The 15,135-nt window shown below is 63.3% G+C and carries 11 protein-coding genes; 4 read left to right on the top strand and 7 right to left on the bottom strand.

Annotated features, from left to right (window positions below; all coding sequences use genetic code 11):
• The first annotated feature begins 88 nt into the window (after window positions 1-88).
• Window positions 89-3,052: a dermonecrotic toxin domain-containing protein gene (locus tag ACNFHO_RS18795; RefSeq protein WP_416767063.1), complete on the top strand. Its 2,964-nt coding sequence runs from the start codon at window positions 89-91 to the stop codon at window positions 3,050-3,052.
• A 91-nt stretch (window positions 3,053-3,143) separates the two neighbouring features.
• Here ACNFHO_RS18795 and guaA read toward each other — a convergent pair whose 3' ends face one another.
• The 4 genes from guaA to ACNFHO_RS18775 all read right to left on the bottom strand — a co-directional run bounded on the left by guaA (window position 3,144) and on the right by ACNFHO_RS18775 (window position 7,728).
• Window positions 3,144-4,721 carry a glutamine-hydrolyzing GMP synthase gene (gene guaA, locus ACNFHO_RS18790; RefSeq protein WP_063543246.1) on the bottom strand — a complete coding sequence of 526 codons (1,578 nt, stop codon included), beginning with the start codon at window positions 4,719-4,721 and terminating at the stop codon, window positions 3,144-3,146.
• A 78-nt stretch (window positions 4,722-4,799) separates the two neighbouring features.
• Window positions 4,800-6,269, bottom strand: coding sequence for an IMP dehydrogenase (gene guaB, locus ACNFHO_RS18785; RefSeq protein ID WP_054895167.1), 1,470 nt, complete (start codon window positions 6,267-6,269; stop codon window positions 4,800-4,802).
• A gap of 101 nt (window positions 6,270-6,370) precedes the next feature.
• On the bottom strand, window positions 6,371-6,922 hold the full coding sequence (locus ACNFHO_RS18780; protein WP_054895166.1) for a hypothetical protein: 552 nt from the start codon (window positions 6,920-6,922) through the stop codon (window positions 6,371-6,373).
• Between the two features lie 50 nt (window positions 6,923-6,972).
• Window positions 6,973-7,728 (bottom strand): sulfite exporter TauE/SafE family protein, encoded by a 756-nt coding sequence (locus ACNFHO_RS18775; protein ID WP_416767062.1) that lies wholly within the window; start codon window positions 7,726-7,728, stop codon window positions 6,973-6,975.
• Between the two features lie 106 nt (window positions 7,729-7,834).
• Here ACNFHO_RS18775 and xseA point away from each other — a divergent pair, with 106 nt between their 5' ends.
• The 3 genes from xseA to leuA all read left to right on the top strand — a co-directional run bounded on the left by xseA (window position 7,835) and on the right by leuA (window position 12,105).
• Entirely contained in the window at window positions 7,835-9,214 is a 1,380-nt protein-coding gene (gene xseA / locus ACNFHO_RS18770; protein WP_416767061.1) for an exodeoxyribonuclease VII large subunit, read from the top strand.
• A gap of 3 nt (window positions 9,215-9,217) precedes the next feature.
• Entirely contained in the window at window positions 9,218-10,045 is an 828-nt protein-coding gene (locus tag ACNFHO_RS18765; protein ID WP_323454661.1) for a peptidoglycan DD-metalloendopeptidase family protein, read from the top strand.
• A 386-nt stretch (window positions 10,046-10,431) separates the two neighbouring features.
• The gene (gene leuA / locus ACNFHO_RS18760; protein WP_054895163.1) at window positions 10,432-12,105 is read left to right on the top strand and encodes a 2-isopropylmalate synthase; all 1,674 of its coding nucleotides are present in this window, start codon (window positions 10,432-10,434) and stop codon (window positions 12,103-12,105) included.
• A gap of 146 nt (window positions 12,106-12,251) precedes the next feature.
• Here the strand turns inward: leuA and ACNFHO_RS18755 are convergent, their stop codons facing one another.
• From ACNFHO_RS18755 to zwf, 3 genes are read right to left on the bottom strand one after another with little or no spacing between them, the layout of a single operon-like run.
• Window positions 12,252-12,926, bottom strand: coding sequence for a bifunctional 4-hydroxy-2-oxoglutarate aldolase/2-dehydro-3-deoxy-phosphogluconate aldolase (locus ACNFHO_RS18755; protein ID WP_054895162.1), 675 nt, complete (start codon window positions 12,924-12,926; stop codon window positions 12,252-12,254).
• Window positions 12,927-12,943: 17 nt separating this feature from the next.
• A complete protein-coding gene (gene pgl / locus ACNFHO_RS18750) occupies window positions 12,944-13,657 on the bottom strand; it encodes a 6-phosphogluconolactonase (protein ID WP_063543239.1) in 714 nt (237 codons plus the stop codon).
• Entirely contained in the window at window positions 13,644-15,113 is a 1,470-nt protein-coding gene (gene zwf, locus ACNFHO_RS18745) for a glucose-6-phosphate dehydrogenase (protein ID WP_054895160.1), read from the bottom strand. The genes pgl and zwf overlap by 14 nt, the downstream gene beginning before the upstream one ends.
• Window positions 15,114-15,135: the final 22 nt, after the last annotated feature.

Below are 15,135 nucleotides of genomic sequence, written 5' to 3'. Positions count from 1 at the left end.
CATCAGCGCACAAGCTGCAATAGATACCGCGGGGCACCACCTGCGCTCGGCCACGCTTGCAAACCCATCCAGCCACGAGTCGACACCCATGGGTTTGCAACTGTTGATGCCCCACGCCGAGCAGGAACTGCGCGATCTCGCCGAGTCCCTGATCGCAGCCTGCCCCGACATGCGCCAGATGGCCCGCGATACTGCGGCATCAATCCTGCGCAAGCACGGCCACCCCGATCTGGACCCCGATCACGTGCACCTCAACCGCTTCGAGGCCGCCCAGAGCAGCCCGAGAACCTTCAGCGGCTGGGAGCACCACGATGCGCCATACCAGTCGTACACCCTGCCGCAATTGGTGATGCACCGGTTCGATGTCCATGACCAGGACAACAGTGACCTGCTCGGCTACCTGAGCGGCTTCTACTGCGACGGTCCGGGACAGGCGGTCTATGACGAGCACAACGAGATCGCGCTGCAGCCACAGGATGTACTGGAGGATTTCTGGGACATCGACTTCAGCCCCCTGTTCCAGGAAAGATTGGCGACTTTCTGGCGCGACCATGCAGATAACTACCGTCTACTGGCGAAGGTCAACTTCCTGAGCAAGGTGATCGAAACCTGTGCGGCCGACCCCACCAGCGAACTGGCGGTCCGTGCCCGACGCGTGGCCAAGGCCATCACCGGACTGGGCGTGCAGACCCCGACACTCACCCAGTTACGCCAATCCAACGTTGCCGAAAGCGGCTATCGCGTCTGTACGTTCGATATCGCGGGCTACATCGCGAGCGACTGGCTGCGCATCGAAATGGAAGATGGCCAGCAACTGCTCTATACCCCAGGTGACGGGGAGGCGCTGCACCTGTTTGCCACCCGCAAGGACTTGTACTGGTGGGTACTGAACAACACCAATCACGCCGACAACCGCACGCGCTTCATGAGCCACTTCCCGCTATCGGCCAATGACCAGTCCGGTGATTCGGTCGGTCTCAACCACATGATCGACCTGCTGTTCTACAACTGGGGTGGGGATGATCATCACTGTCTCAACCAGGTCGATCGCACCATCGCCGGTGATGCGTTCAGCCATTTGCGTGACAGTGCACGGCAACGCATGAACGACGACGCGCACTTTGCCCTGCGCTCCAATGGCGACCTGCGCAAACAGATGTGGATCGGCTACCTGGCGGCATTCGCCAAGGTGTTCGGGCCCATAGCAGCGATTGACTGGCCGATCGCGCTGGCGGCAGTGGGGGCGGGTATCGCCGACATGGGGCTGAACATCGATCAAGCGGTCAACGGCCATACCACAGGGGAACGTCAGGCTGGGGTCAAAGGGGCAATATTTGCGGCCATCGATACACTCTTCAACGCCACCATGCTGCACAGTGCCGCCGGCAAAATCGAGTCTGTGAGCGAGTTGGCGGGTGAGGCCGAGGCAGCAAGCGGAACGGAGCCGGCAGTACAGCCGGAGCCGTCTGCTGAAACAGAACCGGTTGAAGAACTCGAAACTGCAACGGTCGAGGATGTCCAGGCCTGGGTGCCGGAACCCTTCAGGCCAGCCGAGCAGCAGGCTCTGCTCGAACCTTATGAAACCAACATCATACTGAGCGCCCCTGAAGGCAGCGGTGGTCAACCTGGCATCTATCTTCAACATGGCAATTTCTACGTACTGATCGACGACGAGCCGTATCAGGTCCGCTATGTGAACGAGATGCGCGGCTGGGTCGTGATCGATCCGCAAAACCCCTACTCCTTCTACCGCAACATCCCCATCGCCATGGACGACCAGGGGCTATGGCAGCCATTGGAGCGACCGGGCCTGAAGGGCGGGATGATGCCGCGCAAACTGCTCAAGCTCTGGGGAAGGGTGACATCTCCATCGATGCCCGAACCCCTTCCAACCTCCGCTTACGACATACCAGCCGACATGCGTCCCAGGCTCGAGAGCTCGGCGAACAGCCCCGGTGACGAGCGCGTCCTGAACGGTACGATGTTCAACTCTGACCCGGAAATCGAACGGGCGAACGGTGTATTTCGGGAAACCAGGGATCGCCTGGCCGCCGATGCACAGGAATACCTCGCCTCGGTGCAGACCCCACCGCGTCCCGAACTGCCCGAACTGGCACGCGAGGCAACGCCCAAGCAAATCATCCGTGGTGTTTTCGAGAACAGCCAAGGCATGGTCATCGGCGAAGCTCACTCACAGGTCGGCAGCAAGAAATTCCTGATCGACAACATGACGCTGCTGAAGCGGGAAAAGGTGAAGGTGCTTTACCTGGAACACTTCATGACCGACTTCCAGCAAACCGACCTCGACCTGTTCAACCGCAGCGGCCAGATGCCCGCGACGTTGAAAACCTATGTGCGCAGCCTGGACCTGGGTTTTCGCCTGCACGGGTTTGAGCGATATACCTTCGAGAACCTGCTGCTCGAAGCCCAGAGAAATGGCATTCGCCTGCAGTCCATCGATTGCATGGCGAGCTATCGGCAGGCATGGGTTCAAACACCTTCACCGGTGATCCGCCAGCAGATGATGAACTTCTATGCCCACGAGGTCATCGCCGCGGATCAAGGGCGCGCAGCCAGCAAATGGGTCGCACTGGTCGGCAATTCGCACGCCAATACTTTCGAGCAGGTGCCGGGGATGAGCGAACTTGAGGGCGTGACGGGCATGCGTGTGGAAGACATTGCCCTCGACCAGCCAGGTGGGATCGGCAATGACCCAGGGCTCACCGTGGTGCAGGATGATCTTTCGGTTCGGCGGGTAAAAAGCGACCTGCGCCTGCAGGTACCTATTCGCCAACCCGAGCCTGCGGGCAGGAACTTCGAGCGGACATTGCGCAACATCGGCAGCTTTACCATCGATAGCCAGGACAACGTGTTGCAACTGATCCATCGCAGCAACAGCGGACAATTGCAATACACGCCGATCCTGGAGGAAGGATCCCGTTTCTACATCGACAAGCCGAACTGGCCCTGGATCAGCGGCCGTCGTCTGCGCGACCTGCAGGAACTGCGTACCGCCCTGACCAACAGAGGGCTGCGCTACGTCTGGATCTGATGCGAGGCCGTTACGGTCAGAGGCCTTAAGTACAGAAGCCCGCTATTATGCGGGCTTCTGTGCATTTAACGCGGGTTGTATTCGCGCGGGATCATTCCCACTCGATCGTCGCCGGCGGCTTGCTCGACACGTCGTAGGTCACCCGCGAGATGCCTTCGATCTCGTTGATGATACGACCGCTCACAGTCTCCAGCAGCTCGTACGGCAGGTGCGCCCAGCGTGCGGTCATGAAGTCCACGGTTTCGACGGCGCGCAGCGCGACGACCCAGGCGTAGCGACGGCCATCGCCGACCACGCCGACCGATTTGACCGGCTGGAACACCACGAACGCCTGGCTGGTCTTGTGGTACCAGTCGGCCTTGCGCAGTTCTTCGATGAAGATGTGGTCGGCGCGACGCAGAAGGTCGGCGTACTCTTTCTTCACTTCGCCGAGGATGCGCACGCCCAGGCCTGGGCCCGGGAATGGGTGGCGGTAGACCATGTCGTACGGCAGGCCCAGTTCCAGGCCGATCTTGCGCACTTCGTCCTTGAACAGTTCACGCAGCGGCTCGACCAGCTTGAGGTTCATTTCCTCCGGCAGGCCACCGACGTTGTGGTGCGACTTGATCACGTGGGCCTTGCCGCTCTTGGCGCCAGCCGACTCGATCACGTCCGGGTAGATGGTGCCTTGGGCGAGGAACTGGATGTTCTCGAGCTTGCTGGCTTCGGCATCGAACACGTCGATGAAGGTGCGGCCGATGATCTTGCGCTTCTTCTCCGGATCGGCTTCGCCTTCCAGGTTGCCGAGGAACTGTGCTTCGGCATCGGCACGGATCACCTTGACGCCCATGTTCTCCTTGAACATGGCCATCACCTGGTCGCCTTCGTGCAGACGCAGCAGGCCGTTGTCGACGAATACGCAGGTCAGCTGGTCGCCGATGGCGCGGTGCAGCAGCGCGGCAACCACCGAGCTGTCGACGCCGCCAGACAGGCCCAGCAGGACGTTGGCCGAACCGACTTGCTCACGCACCTGGGCGATGGCGTCTTCGACGATGTTGGACGGGGTCCACAGGGCTTCGCAGCCGCAGATGTCCTGGATGAAGCGCGAGAGGATGCGACCGCCCTGCTTGGTGTGGGTCACTTCCGGGTGGAACTGCACGCCATAGTAGCCGCGGGCATCGTCGAACATGCCGGCGATCGGGCAGCTCGGGGTGCTGGCCAGCACGTGGAAGTCGCCCGGCATCTGGGTGACCTTGTCGCCGTGGCTCATCCACACGTCCAGGCCCAGCACGCCGTCAGCGTCGATATGATCTTCGATGCCGTCGAGCAGGCGGCTCTTGCCGACCACGTCGACGCGGGCGTAGCCGAACTCGCGCAGCTCGGAACCTTCGACCTTGCCGCCCAGTTGCTCGGCCATGGTCTGCATGCCGTAGCAGATGCCCAGCAGCGGTACGTTCAGGTCGAACACGGCCTGCGGCGCACGCGGGCTGTTGGCTTCGTGGACCGACTCGGGGCCACCGGCCAGGATGATGCCGCGCGGGTTGAAGGCGCGGATCGCTTCATCGTCCATGTCGAACGGGTGCAGTTCGCAGTAGACACCGATCTCGCGCACGCGGCGGGCGATCAGCTGGGTGTACTGGGAACCGAAATCGAGGATCAGGATTCGGTGAGCGTGAATGTCGAGGGCCATGACTCAATCTCGTCAGTGGAAATCGGAAACGACGCGGGGCTGTTCGTGACAGCCCCGCTCTCGGTTGTTGCTGAAGCCTCAGCCTACGCGGTAGTTAGGGGCTTCCTTGGTGATCTGCACGTCGTGCACGTGGGACTCGGCCATGCCGGCACCGGTGATGCGCACGAACTCCGGCTTGGTGCGCATCTCTTCGATGGTCGCGCTGCCGGTGTAGCCCATGGAGGAGCGCAGCCCGCCCATCAGCTGGTGGATGATCGCGGCCAGGGCACCCTTGTAGGGGACGCGGCCTTCGATACCTTCCGGAACCAGCTTCTCGGCACCGGCCGAGGAGTCCTGGAAGTAACGGTCCGAAGAACCCTGCGCCTGTGCCATGGCACCCAGCGAACCCATGCCGCGGTAAGCCTTGTACGAACGGCCCTGGAACAGCTCGACTTCACCCGGGGCTTCTTCGGTACCGGCGAACATCGAGCCCATCATCACGCACGAGGCGCCGGCAACGATGGCCTTGGACAGGTCACCGGAGAAACGGATACCGCCGTCGGCGATCAGTGGCACACCCGTGCCTTCCAGGGCAGCGGCGACGTTGGCGATGGCGCTGATCTGCGGCACGCCGACACCGGCGACGATACGGGTGGTGCAGATCGAGCCTGGGCCGATGCCGACCTTGACAGCATCGGCGCCAGCCTCGGCCAGGGCCTTGGCGGCGGCACCGGTAGCGATGTTGCCGCCGATCACCTGCACCTGCGGGTAGTTCTCCTTGACCCAGCGAACGCGGTCGATCACGCCTTTGGAGTGGCCGTGGGCGGTGTCGACCACCACCACGTCAACACCAGCGGCAACCAGGGCGGCTACGCGCTCGCCGGTGTCCTTGCCGGTGCCGACTGCAGCGCCGACGCGCAGGCGACCCTGGTCGTCCTTGCTGGCCAGTGGGTAGGCCTTGGCTTTTTCGATGTCCTTGACGGTCATCATGCCCTTGAGCGCGAACTTGTCGTCGACGATCAGGACTTTTTCCAGGCGGTGCTTGTGCAGCAGCTCGCGGACTTCGTTCTTGTCGGCGCCTTCACGGACGGTGACCAGACGCTCCTTGGGAGTCATCACGTCGCGTACCTTGGCTTCCAGACGCGTCTCGAAACGCACGTCGCGGGAGGTGACGATACCGACCAGGTCACCGTTTTCCAGCACCGGAACACCCGAGATGTTGTTCAGGCGGGTCAGGTCGAACAGGTCGCGCACGGTGGCGTCGGCATCGATGGTGATCGGATCCTTGACCACGCCAGCCTCGAACTTCTTGACCTTGCGTACTTCGCCGGCCTGCTGTTCGATGGTCATGTTCTTGTGGATGATGCCGATGCCGCCTTCCTGAGCCATGGCGATGGCCAGGCGTGCTTCGGTCACGGTATCCATGGCAGCGGAGACCAGTGGAATGTTCAGCTCGATGCCACGGGTCAAACGGGTCTTGAGACTGACTTCATTAGGTAGTACCTCGGAGTAACCAGGTACAAGGAGGATATCGTCGAAGGTCAGGGCTTCTTGGCTGATACGCAGCATCGCGGGGGCTCCCGGGCGGGAAAAATGGAAGCGCGCCATTATACTCATCCATGGCGCGCCGCTCAATGCAAAAAAGGGGCCTTCGGTCCAGTTCCTGCCGCTCAGGCCACCTTCACCTGCACCACGGCGACCGGCTGATCCAGCCAGTCGGCGAAACTGTCGAGGAACGCCTGGGTAAACCCGGCCTCGCCCCAGTTGTTGAAGATGAACCCCAGGTTGGAAAAGGCACAGGGTTGCAGATAAAGAAAGCCGTTGATGTCGTCCTCGAAGCCGCACAGGGGGCAGGTGAAGTTGTCACTGACGCCGGGCATCCACTCTTCCAGGCTTTCGAACAGCGGCTCGCCGACCTCGCGCCGACACTCAGGGCACCCCGCTTCCTCGCGAAAACCGTCGGTGGGGGTATAGATGCAGCGCTTGAGCATCACCTCCAGGCCGTTGACCGGCTCGCCGAAGGGCAGTTTCTCGGGATGCAGCGCCACCTTGCGCGCGCCTTGGGCCAGGGCATGCCCCATGCGGTTGCCGGTGCGCCCGCAGGTGCTCAGTTGCTCCTCGACGATCTTCTCGCGCACCAGCCAGCGCAGGATCGCCCTGGCGCGGGCCTCGTGAACCGGAACGGTGGACTGCTTGGGGACGATGATGCTCTGGGTGTTCATGAACGGGACGGGCCTGAAAACTGCGGTAATCGCGTAATTCTACGCCCTGCTCAGCCGCTCAGGTAGCGACCGATCAGCGCCACCCCGCTGGCCAGCACCAGCCAGGTGACCAGCCGCACGAAGGCTTCGCGGGACAGTTTCAGGCTCAGGCGCCTGCCGACCCAAAGCCCTGCGAACATCACCGGCAGCAGGCAGGCTGCCAGCATCAACAGGCTGGCGTCGGCATAGACCCCGGCGATCAGGAACAGCGACAGGCGCACCAGGGTGCTGCAACTGATCAGCGCGCTCTGGGTGGCGCGTACCTGCTCCTTCACCTCCAGCCGGGCGCTCAAGTAGATCGCATAGAGGAAGCCACCGCTGCCGAACAGTGCACCGAACAGCCCGCCAATCGTGCCCATCGGCACCGCCCACAGCCCGGACAGCTTCGCCGGCCGCACCTTCACCGCCAGGCTGTAGATGGCATAGGCGGTAACGAACAGCCCCATCAGCAACAACAGCAGGTCGGATTTCAGGTGCAGCAGGAACACCACGCCCAAGGCACAACCCACTGCCATGCACGGCAGCAAACGCAGCAGTTCGCCGCGAACCACATCGCGGCGCGAGGGCAACAGGTTGCCGAAGGCGGCGACGAAGTCCAGCAGCACCAGCAGGGGGATGATCCGCGACAACGGCATGAAGTGGATCAGTACCGGGCCGGCCACCAAGGCGGTACCGAAGCCGGCGATGCCGAAGACGATGTAGGCGGCGGCGACGGCCAGCAGGATGGGGAGCCATTCCAATGGGGTGGCGGGGAGAAGTTCGAGCATCGTGCCGAGTCCTGAGGTAGTCCTTTGGGGGTGGGCTGGAAATACACTGGAGCTTACAGGATTTGACCTTGATAACCCCCCCACCCTGCCCCTTATCATGACCGGCATGATCAGAGACCCTTTCGAACGACTCGGCCTGGACCGCGAGGTCCTCACCGTCAGCCAGCTCAACGGCCGCGCCCGTGTGCTGCTCGAAGACGTGTTCCGCAGTGTCTGGGTGGAAGGCGAGATATCCAACCTCGCCCGCCCGGCCTCCGGCCACCTGTACTTCACCCTCAAGGACAGCGGCGCCCAGATCCGCTGCGCATTGTTCCGGCAGAACGCTGTCAGGGTCCGCCAGGCCCTGCGTGACGGCCTGGCGGTCAAGGTGCGCGGCAAGGTCTCGCTGTTCGAGGGGCGCGGTGATTACCAGTTGATCGTCGATACCGTCGAGCCCGCCGGTGACGGCGCCTTGCGCCTGGCCTTCGAAGCCTTGAAGGAAAAGCTCGGCAACGAAGGGCTGTTCAGTGCCGAACGCAAGCAGCCGCTGCCGGCTCACCCGCGACGCATCGGCATCGTCACCTCGCCCACCGGCGCGGTGATCCGCGACATCATCAGTGTATTCCGCCGCCGTGCACCGCAAGTCGAACTCAACCTGATCCCCACGGCGGTACAGGGGCGCGAAGCCATTGGCCAGATCGTGCGAGCCTTGCAGCGAGCCGACAGCCTCGGCTTCGATGCACTGATCCTCGCCCGTGGCGGCGGCTCGCTGGAAGACCTCTGGTGCTTCAACGAAGAAGCCGTCGCACGTGCCATTGCCGCCTGCGTGACCCCCGTCGTCAGTGCGGTGGGCCATGAGACCGACGTGTCGATCAGCGACTTCGTGGCCGACGTGCGCGCACCGACGCCTTCGGCGGCCGCCGAACTGCTCGCGCCTGACAACAGCGGCCTGCAACAGCGTCTCGACAGCCTGCAACGCCGCCTGCTGCTGCGCATGCAGCACCGCCTGAGCCACGATCGCCTGCGCCTGGAAGGCATGGCCCGTCGCCTGCGTCACCCCGGCGAACGCCTGCGCCAGCAGGCCCAACGCCTGGATGACCTGGACATGCGCTTGCGCCGCGCCTTCATGCTCGACATGAGCCAGCGCCAGCAACGCCTGGGCCGCCTCGACACGCGCCTGGCCGCGCAGCATCCCGGGCGCGCCCTCAAGCTACTCGGACAGCGCCTGGACAGCCTCGCCGAGCGCTTGCCGCGGGCCATGCGCGAAACGCTCAAGGACCGTCGCCAGCGCTTCCAGGCGCAATTGCAGACGCTGCAAGTGGTCAGCCCACTGGCCACCCTGGCCCGCGGCTACAGCATCCTGCTCGACGAGCGCGGCCAGGCCATCCGCAGCGCCACCCAGACCCGCAACGGCCAGCGCCTGACCGCACGCCTGAACGAAGGCGAACTGCAGGTCCGGGTCGAAGACAACCACCAGACTCCGGTCACCCTCTCCTTACTGGACTGACACATGCCCCGCCTGCTTGCCCCCCTGCTCGCACTCTGCGCCCTGCTGCTGGCCGCCACGGCCCAGGCCAGCTACATCACCCGCACCCTCAACAAGCCGGTCCCCGGCGGCGTGGCGGTGGTCGACCTCGGCCCTGCCGCCAGTGCACCGAGCGCGCGCTTCGACGGCAAGCCGGTGCTGGTGGTCAAGGAACAGGACACCTGGCTGGCCATCGTCGGTATCCCGCTGACGCAGAAACCCGGCGCAGCCACCCTCAGCCAAGGTTCTCGCACCCTGTCCTTCAACGTGGGCAGCAAGAAATACCCCGAGCAACACATCACCCTGAAGAACAAGCGCCAGGTCAATCCCGAGCCGGATGACCTCAAGCGCATCGACCGCGAGCTGGCCGAACAGGTCAAGGCCTACCGCAGCTTCAGCCCGGGCGTGCCGAGCAACCTGATCCTCGACAAGCCGGTCAACGGCCCACTGTCGAGCAAGTTCGGCGTGCGCCGCTTCTTCAATGGCGAAGAGCGCAACCCCCACGCCGGGCTGGACTTCGCCGTACCCGCCGGCACGCCGATCAAGACCCCGGCCAACGGCAAGGTGATCCTGGTTGGCGACTACTTCTTCAATGGCCGCACGGTGTTCGTCGACCATGGCCAGGGTTTCATCAGCATGTTCTGCCATATGTCCAAGGTCGATGTGCGACCGGGGCAGGTGCTGCGCCGCGGCGACGTGGTCGGCAAGGTCGGCTCCACGGGCCGGGCCACCGGGCCGCACATGCACTGGAACGTCAGCCTGAACGATGCTCGGGTGGACCCGGCGATCTTCATCGGGGCGTTCCAGCCCTGAGATCGGTGACAAGCCCGCTCACACCGGGGATTTCCTGTGGGAGCGGGCTTGTCCCGCGATGGCCGCGCCGCAGTCGCACCACCTTGCGCAGCAGCGAACCTCGGCACAATAAAAAATCAATAAAAACCAAGCTGCAGCCATAAAATCTCACTCAAATGCTTTTTTTAAGCATTCCTCTCAATTTTTTTTGAACACTTGCCATCCCCCACTTCCACTGGTTAGGGTTGAGGGCATGAAAACCTCGATCACCCTCATTCTGCTCCGCCAACACCGCAGCCTTTGCCTGGTCAGTGCACGACTACCTGGGTGAACCGCGTCGCCTCGCCTCTTCATCTCGTTATCGCTTGGCAGGCCCGATCAGGCCGCACATTAAAGGATTGCTCCAAATGTCCATGCTCAAAGATCCGTCGAAGAAATACCGCGCCTTCCCGACCATCGACCTGCCAGACCGTACCTGGCCATCGAAGGCCATCACCCAGGCACCAATCTGGTGCAGCTCCGACCTGCGTGACGGGAACCAGTCGCTGATCGAGCCGATGGACGCAGAGAAGAAGCTGCGTTTCTGGAAAACCCTGGTGCAGGTTGGCGTGAAAGAGATCGAGGCGTCGTTCCCGTCTGCCTCGCAGACTGACTTCGACTTCGTGCGTACCCTGATCGAAGATGGCCACATCCCCGACGACACCACCATCCAGGTACTGACCCAGGCCCGTGAAGACCTGATCGCCCGGACCTTCGAGTCCCTGCGCGGCGCGAAGAAAGCCATCGTGCACCTGTACAACGCCACCTGCCCGGCGTTCCGCCGCATCGTCTTCAACCAGGACAAGCAAGGCGTGAAGGACATCGCGGTGAACGCCGCCAAGCTGTTCGTCAAGTACGCCGCCCAGCAGCCCGAAACGCACTGGACCTTCCAGTACTCGCCAGAAACCTTCAGCGCCACCGAGCTTGAGTTCGCCAAGGAAGTGTGTGACGCGGTGATCGAGGTGTGGAACCCGACCCCTGAGCACAAGATCATCCTCAACCTGCCGGCCACCGTGGAAGTCGCCACGCCAAACGTCTACGCCGACCAGATCGAATGGTTCTGCCGCAACGTCAACCGCCGCGACAGCGTGATCATCAGCCTGCACACCCACAACGACCGTGGCACCGGCATCGCCGCCACCGAGCTGGGCCTGATGGCGGGTGCCGACCGCGCCGAAGGCTGCCTGTTCGGCAACGGTGAGCGTACCGGCAACGTCGACCTGGTCACGCTCGCGCTGAACCTCTACACCCAGGGTATCGACCCGCAACTGGACTTCTCCGACATCGACGGCGTGCGCAAGGTCGTCGAAGAGTGCAACCAGCTGCCGGTGCACCCACGCCATCCGTACGTTGGTGACCTGGTGCATACCGCTTTCTCCGGCTCGCACCAGGACGCCATCCGCAAGGGCTTCGCCAAGCAGCAGGACGGCGAGCTGTGGGAGGTGCCGTACCTGCCGATCGACCCGGCCGACATCGGCCGCAGCTACGAGGCGGTCATCCGCGTCAACAGCCAGTCCGGCAAGGGCGGTATCACCTACCTGCTCGAACAGGAATACGGCATCAGCCTGCCGCGCCGCATGCAGATCGAGTTCAGCCAGGTGGTTCAGGGCGAGACCGACCGTCTCGGCCTGGAAATGACTGCCCAGCAGATCTACAGCCTGTTGCACAAAGAGTATCTGCAGGCCAACGCCCCTTACGCCCTGGTCAGCCATCGTCTGCAGGAAGAGAACGGCAGCAGTGCCGTGGAAGTGGAAGTCGCCGGCGAAGGCGAGACCACCCTGCACTGGCGCGGCAAGGGCAACGGTGCCCTCGAAGCCCTGGTAGCTGGCCTGCCGATCGCGGTCGAGATCATGGACTACAACGAGCACGCCATCGGTGCAGGTACCAATGCCAAGGCCGCAGCCTACATCGAACTGCGTGTGGCCGGCGGTCGTCCGGTGCATGGCGTGGGTATCGATGAGAACATCACCACCGCAAGCTTCAAGGCACTGTTCAGCGCATTGAATCGCTCGCTGAGCCAGCAGGCCGCCAAGGCGGCGTAACCGCACGCGCAGCACACAGAGCCCGCATCGGTCGATGCGGGCTTTTTCATTTCATGGCGGGCCATGATGGAGGCAAAACCTGCACATAAAAAAAGGGGCGCCGACCAAGCGCCCCACAAGCCGTACAGAACACAACGAAATTCGTATCAGTCCAGCAGTGCCATCGCCTCGGCGCTGCAGGCTTCGATCCGCGCCCAGTCACCGTTCTTGATCCAGCTGCTGTCCAGCATCCAGGTCCCGCCCACGCACATCACATTCGGCAACGCCATGTAGTTGCGCGCGTTGGCCGGATTCACCCCGCCGGTGGGGCAGAAGCGGATATCGCCGAACGGGCCGCCGTAGGCCTTGATTGCTGCCACGCCGCCAACGATCTCGGCGGGGAACAGCTTGAAGCGACGATAGCCAAGTGCGTAGCCAGCCATGATTTCCGACGGCGTGCTGATTCCCGGCAGCAATGGAATATCACTCTGCACACCGGCTTCGAGCACCTCGCGGGTAATTCCCGGCGTCACCACGAATTGCGCACCCGCCGCTTCCACGGCCGCGAACATCGCAGGATCGAGCACGGTACCGGCACCGATGCACAGCTCAGGACGCTGCTCACGCAGCACCTGGATGGCCTTGAGGCCGTGCTGCGAACGCAGGGTCACCTCCAGGGTACGGATACCACCGGCTGCCAGGGCGTCGGCCAGCGGCAGGATGTCTTCCTCGCGGGCGATGGTGATCACCGGCAGGATGCGCGCCTTGCCGCAGATCTCATCGATCCGGGCGGCTTTCTCGGCCATCGAGAGCAAAGGTTGTGGGCGTTCAAGCGTGGTCATGACAGTGGATCCTTGGCTCATGGGCACCAGTAGATGTCCAGGGGGTCGTGAAGAAAGGCGCGAATGGGCATTTGCGTGAGGTCGTCGCCAGCCAGAGCGGCGCGCAGGGTAGCGAGTTTGCCTGGCCCCTGCACGGACAGAGCGATGAAAGCAGCGCTCGACAGCAGCGCACGGGTCATCGACAAGCGCTGGTGTGGCACGCTCGGTGCCAGCAGTGGCAGGCAGCGGCGCGCGCTCTTCGGATCGAGGCCCTCGGCCAGGTTCGGGCTGGCCGGGAACAGCGATGCGGTGTGGCCATCGTCGCCCATGCCCAACACCAGCACGTCGATCGGCGGCAGGTCGGCAAGCACCTGGTCGGCCTGTTGGGCCGCGGCGTCGAGGTTGTCGGCGCGCTGGTACAGGCCCATGAACCGCGCCTTGGCCGCCTCACCCTTGAGCAAGTGCCGGGCCAGCAGCCCAGCATTGCTGTCGGCATGCTCGACCGGCACCCAGCGCTCGTCGGCCAGCGACACGGTCACCTTCGACCAGTCGAGTTTTTCCAGGGCCAGTTGCTCGAGGAACGGTACCGGGCTACGCCCGCCAGATAGCACCACGCAGGCCTGGCCCTTGCTGGCGATGGCGGCGCGCAGGCGCTCGGCCACGTCACTGGCCAGCGTCGCGGCCAGGCGCTTGGCGTCTGTCAGCGCGTGAACCTTCACGGTCGCCGGCAGTTGCAGTTCAGATATCGCCATACCAGGCTCTCCCATCGCGTGTGATCAGTGCAATCGAGCTCATCGGGCCCCAGGATCCGGCCGCATACGGCTTGGGCGCGTCACCGGCGTTCTTCCAGCCGGCGATCAACTGGTCGCACCAGGTCCAGGCGTACTCGATCTCGTCCTTGCGCACGAACAGGTTCTGGTTGCCACGCATCACTTCGAGCAGCAAACGCTCGTAGGCATCCGGAATCCGCGCGCTGCGCCAGGTGTCGGAAAAATTCAGTTGCAGAGGGCCGCTGCGCAGTTGCATGCCCTTGTCCAGCCCCTGCTCCTTGGTCATCACCCGCAGCGAGATACCTTCGTCGGGCTGCAGACGGATGATCAGCTTGTTGCCGATCTGCAAACGCTGCTCCGGCGCGAAGATGTAGTGCGGCGTCTCCTTGAAGTGGATGACGATCTGCGACAGCTTCTGCGGCATGCGCTTGCCGGTACGCAGATAGAACGGCACGCCCGACCAACGCCAGTTGCGAATGTCGGCGCGCAGGGCGACGAAGGTTTCGGTGTCGCTCTGGGCGTTGGCGTTCTCTTCTTCCAGGTAGCCGGGCACCGGGGTGCCGTCGCTGTAGCCGGCGATGTACTGGCCGCGCACCACACGGGTGCTCAGCCCCTCGCCGGTGATCGGTGCCAGCGCCTTGAGCACCTTGACCTTCTCGTCGCGGATGCTGTCGGCCGACAGATCGCTGGGCGGGTCCATGGCGATCAGGCACAGCAACTGCAGCAAGTGGTTCTGGATCATGTCGCGCAGTTGGCCGGCCTTGTCGAAGTAGCCCCAGCGGCCTTCGATACCGACTTTCTCGGCAACGGTGATCTCCACGTGGGAGATGGAGTTCTGGTTCCACTGGGTTTCGAACAGGCTGTTGGCAAAGCGCAAGGCGATGAGGTTCTGTACCGTTTCCTTGCCCAGGTAGTGGTCGATGCGATAGACCCGGCTTTCGGGGAAGAAGCGCGCCACGGCGTCATTGACCCGACGCGACGACTCCAGGTCGTGCCCGATGGGTTTTTCCAGCACGACGCGCGTGCGCGATGCCAGGCCGGCCTTGTCGAGGTTTTCGCAGATGGCCCCGTAGACCGCCGCCGCAGTGGCGAAATAGGCGATCAGTGGCTGCCCTTCACCGGCCTGCTCGGCCAGGGCCTGGTAGCCTTCGGGCTGGACGAAGTCCAGGTGCAGGTAGTTCAGGCGGTCGAGAAACCGTTGCAGGGCCTGGGGTTCGATATCGGCCGCCGGCACGAAGCGGCGCAGCTGGGCTTCGATGTTCGCCAGGTGCTGCTCGGGAGTACCGGCTTCGCGGGCCAGGGCCAGCAGCCGGGTATCCGAATGCAGCAGGCCGGCGCGGTCCAGTTCGTAGAGGGCAGGAAACAGCTTGCGCAACGCCAGGTCGCCAAGGGCGCCAAAGAGGGCGAATGTGCAAGGTTCTACACTGATAGCAACCATGATGTTGGTTCTTTTATTAAAG

The organism is Pseudomonas sp. NY15374 (assembly GCF_048068255.1).
Taxonomy (GTDB): Bacteria; Pseudomonadota; Gammaproteobacteria; order Pseudomonadales; family Pseudomonadaceae; genus Aquipseudomonas; species Aquipseudomonas machongensis.
The sequence above is the reverse complement of the archived record's forward strand: the minus strand, read 5'-3'. Positions and strand labels throughout refer to the sequence as shown.

Bases quoted from the DNA above. Each gene is read 5' to 3' on its own strand.
- ACNFHO_RS18795 (WP_416767063.1), top strand. From the start codon at position 89: ATGGGTTTGCAACTGTTGATGCCCCACGCCGAGCAGGAACTGCGCGAT.
- guaA (WP_063543246.1), bottom strand. From the start codon at position 4,721: ATGGCCCTCGACATTCACGCTCACCGAATCCTGATCCTCGATTTCGGT.
- guaB (WP_054895167.1), bottom strand. From the start codon at position 6,269: ATGCTGCGTATCAGCCAAGAAGCCCTGACCTTCGACGATATCCTCCTT.
- ACNFHO_RS18780 (WP_054895166.1), bottom strand. From the start codon at position 6,922: ATGAACACCCAGAGCATCATCGTCCCCAAGCAGTCCACCGTTCCGGTT.
- ACNFHO_RS18775 (WP_416767062.1), bottom strand. From the start codon at position 7,728: ATGCTCGAACTTCTCCCCGCCACCCCATTGGAATGGCTCCCCATCCTG.
- xseA (WP_416767061.1), top strand. From the start codon at position 7,835: ATGATCAGAGACCCTTTCGAACGACTCGGCCTGGACCGCGAGGTCCTC.
- ACNFHO_RS18765 (WP_323454661.1), top strand. From the start codon at position 9,218: ATGCCCCGCCTGCTTGCCCCCCTGCTCGCACTCTGCGCCCTGCTGCTG.
- leuA (WP_054895163.1), top strand. From the start codon at position 10,432: ATGTCCATGCTCAAAGATCCGTCGAAGAAATACCGCGCCTTCCCGACC.
- ACNFHO_RS18755 (WP_054895162.1), bottom strand. From the start codon at position 12,926: ATGACCACGCTTGAACGCCCACAACCTTTGCTCTCGATGGCCGAGAAA.
- pgl (WP_063543239.1), bottom strand. From the start codon at position 13,657: ATGGCGATATCTGAACTGCAACTGCCGGCGACCGTGAAGGTTCACGCG.
- zwf (WP_054895160.1), bottom strand. From the start codon at position 15,113: ATGGTTGCTATCAGTGTAGAACCTTGCACATTCGCCCTCTTTGGCGCC.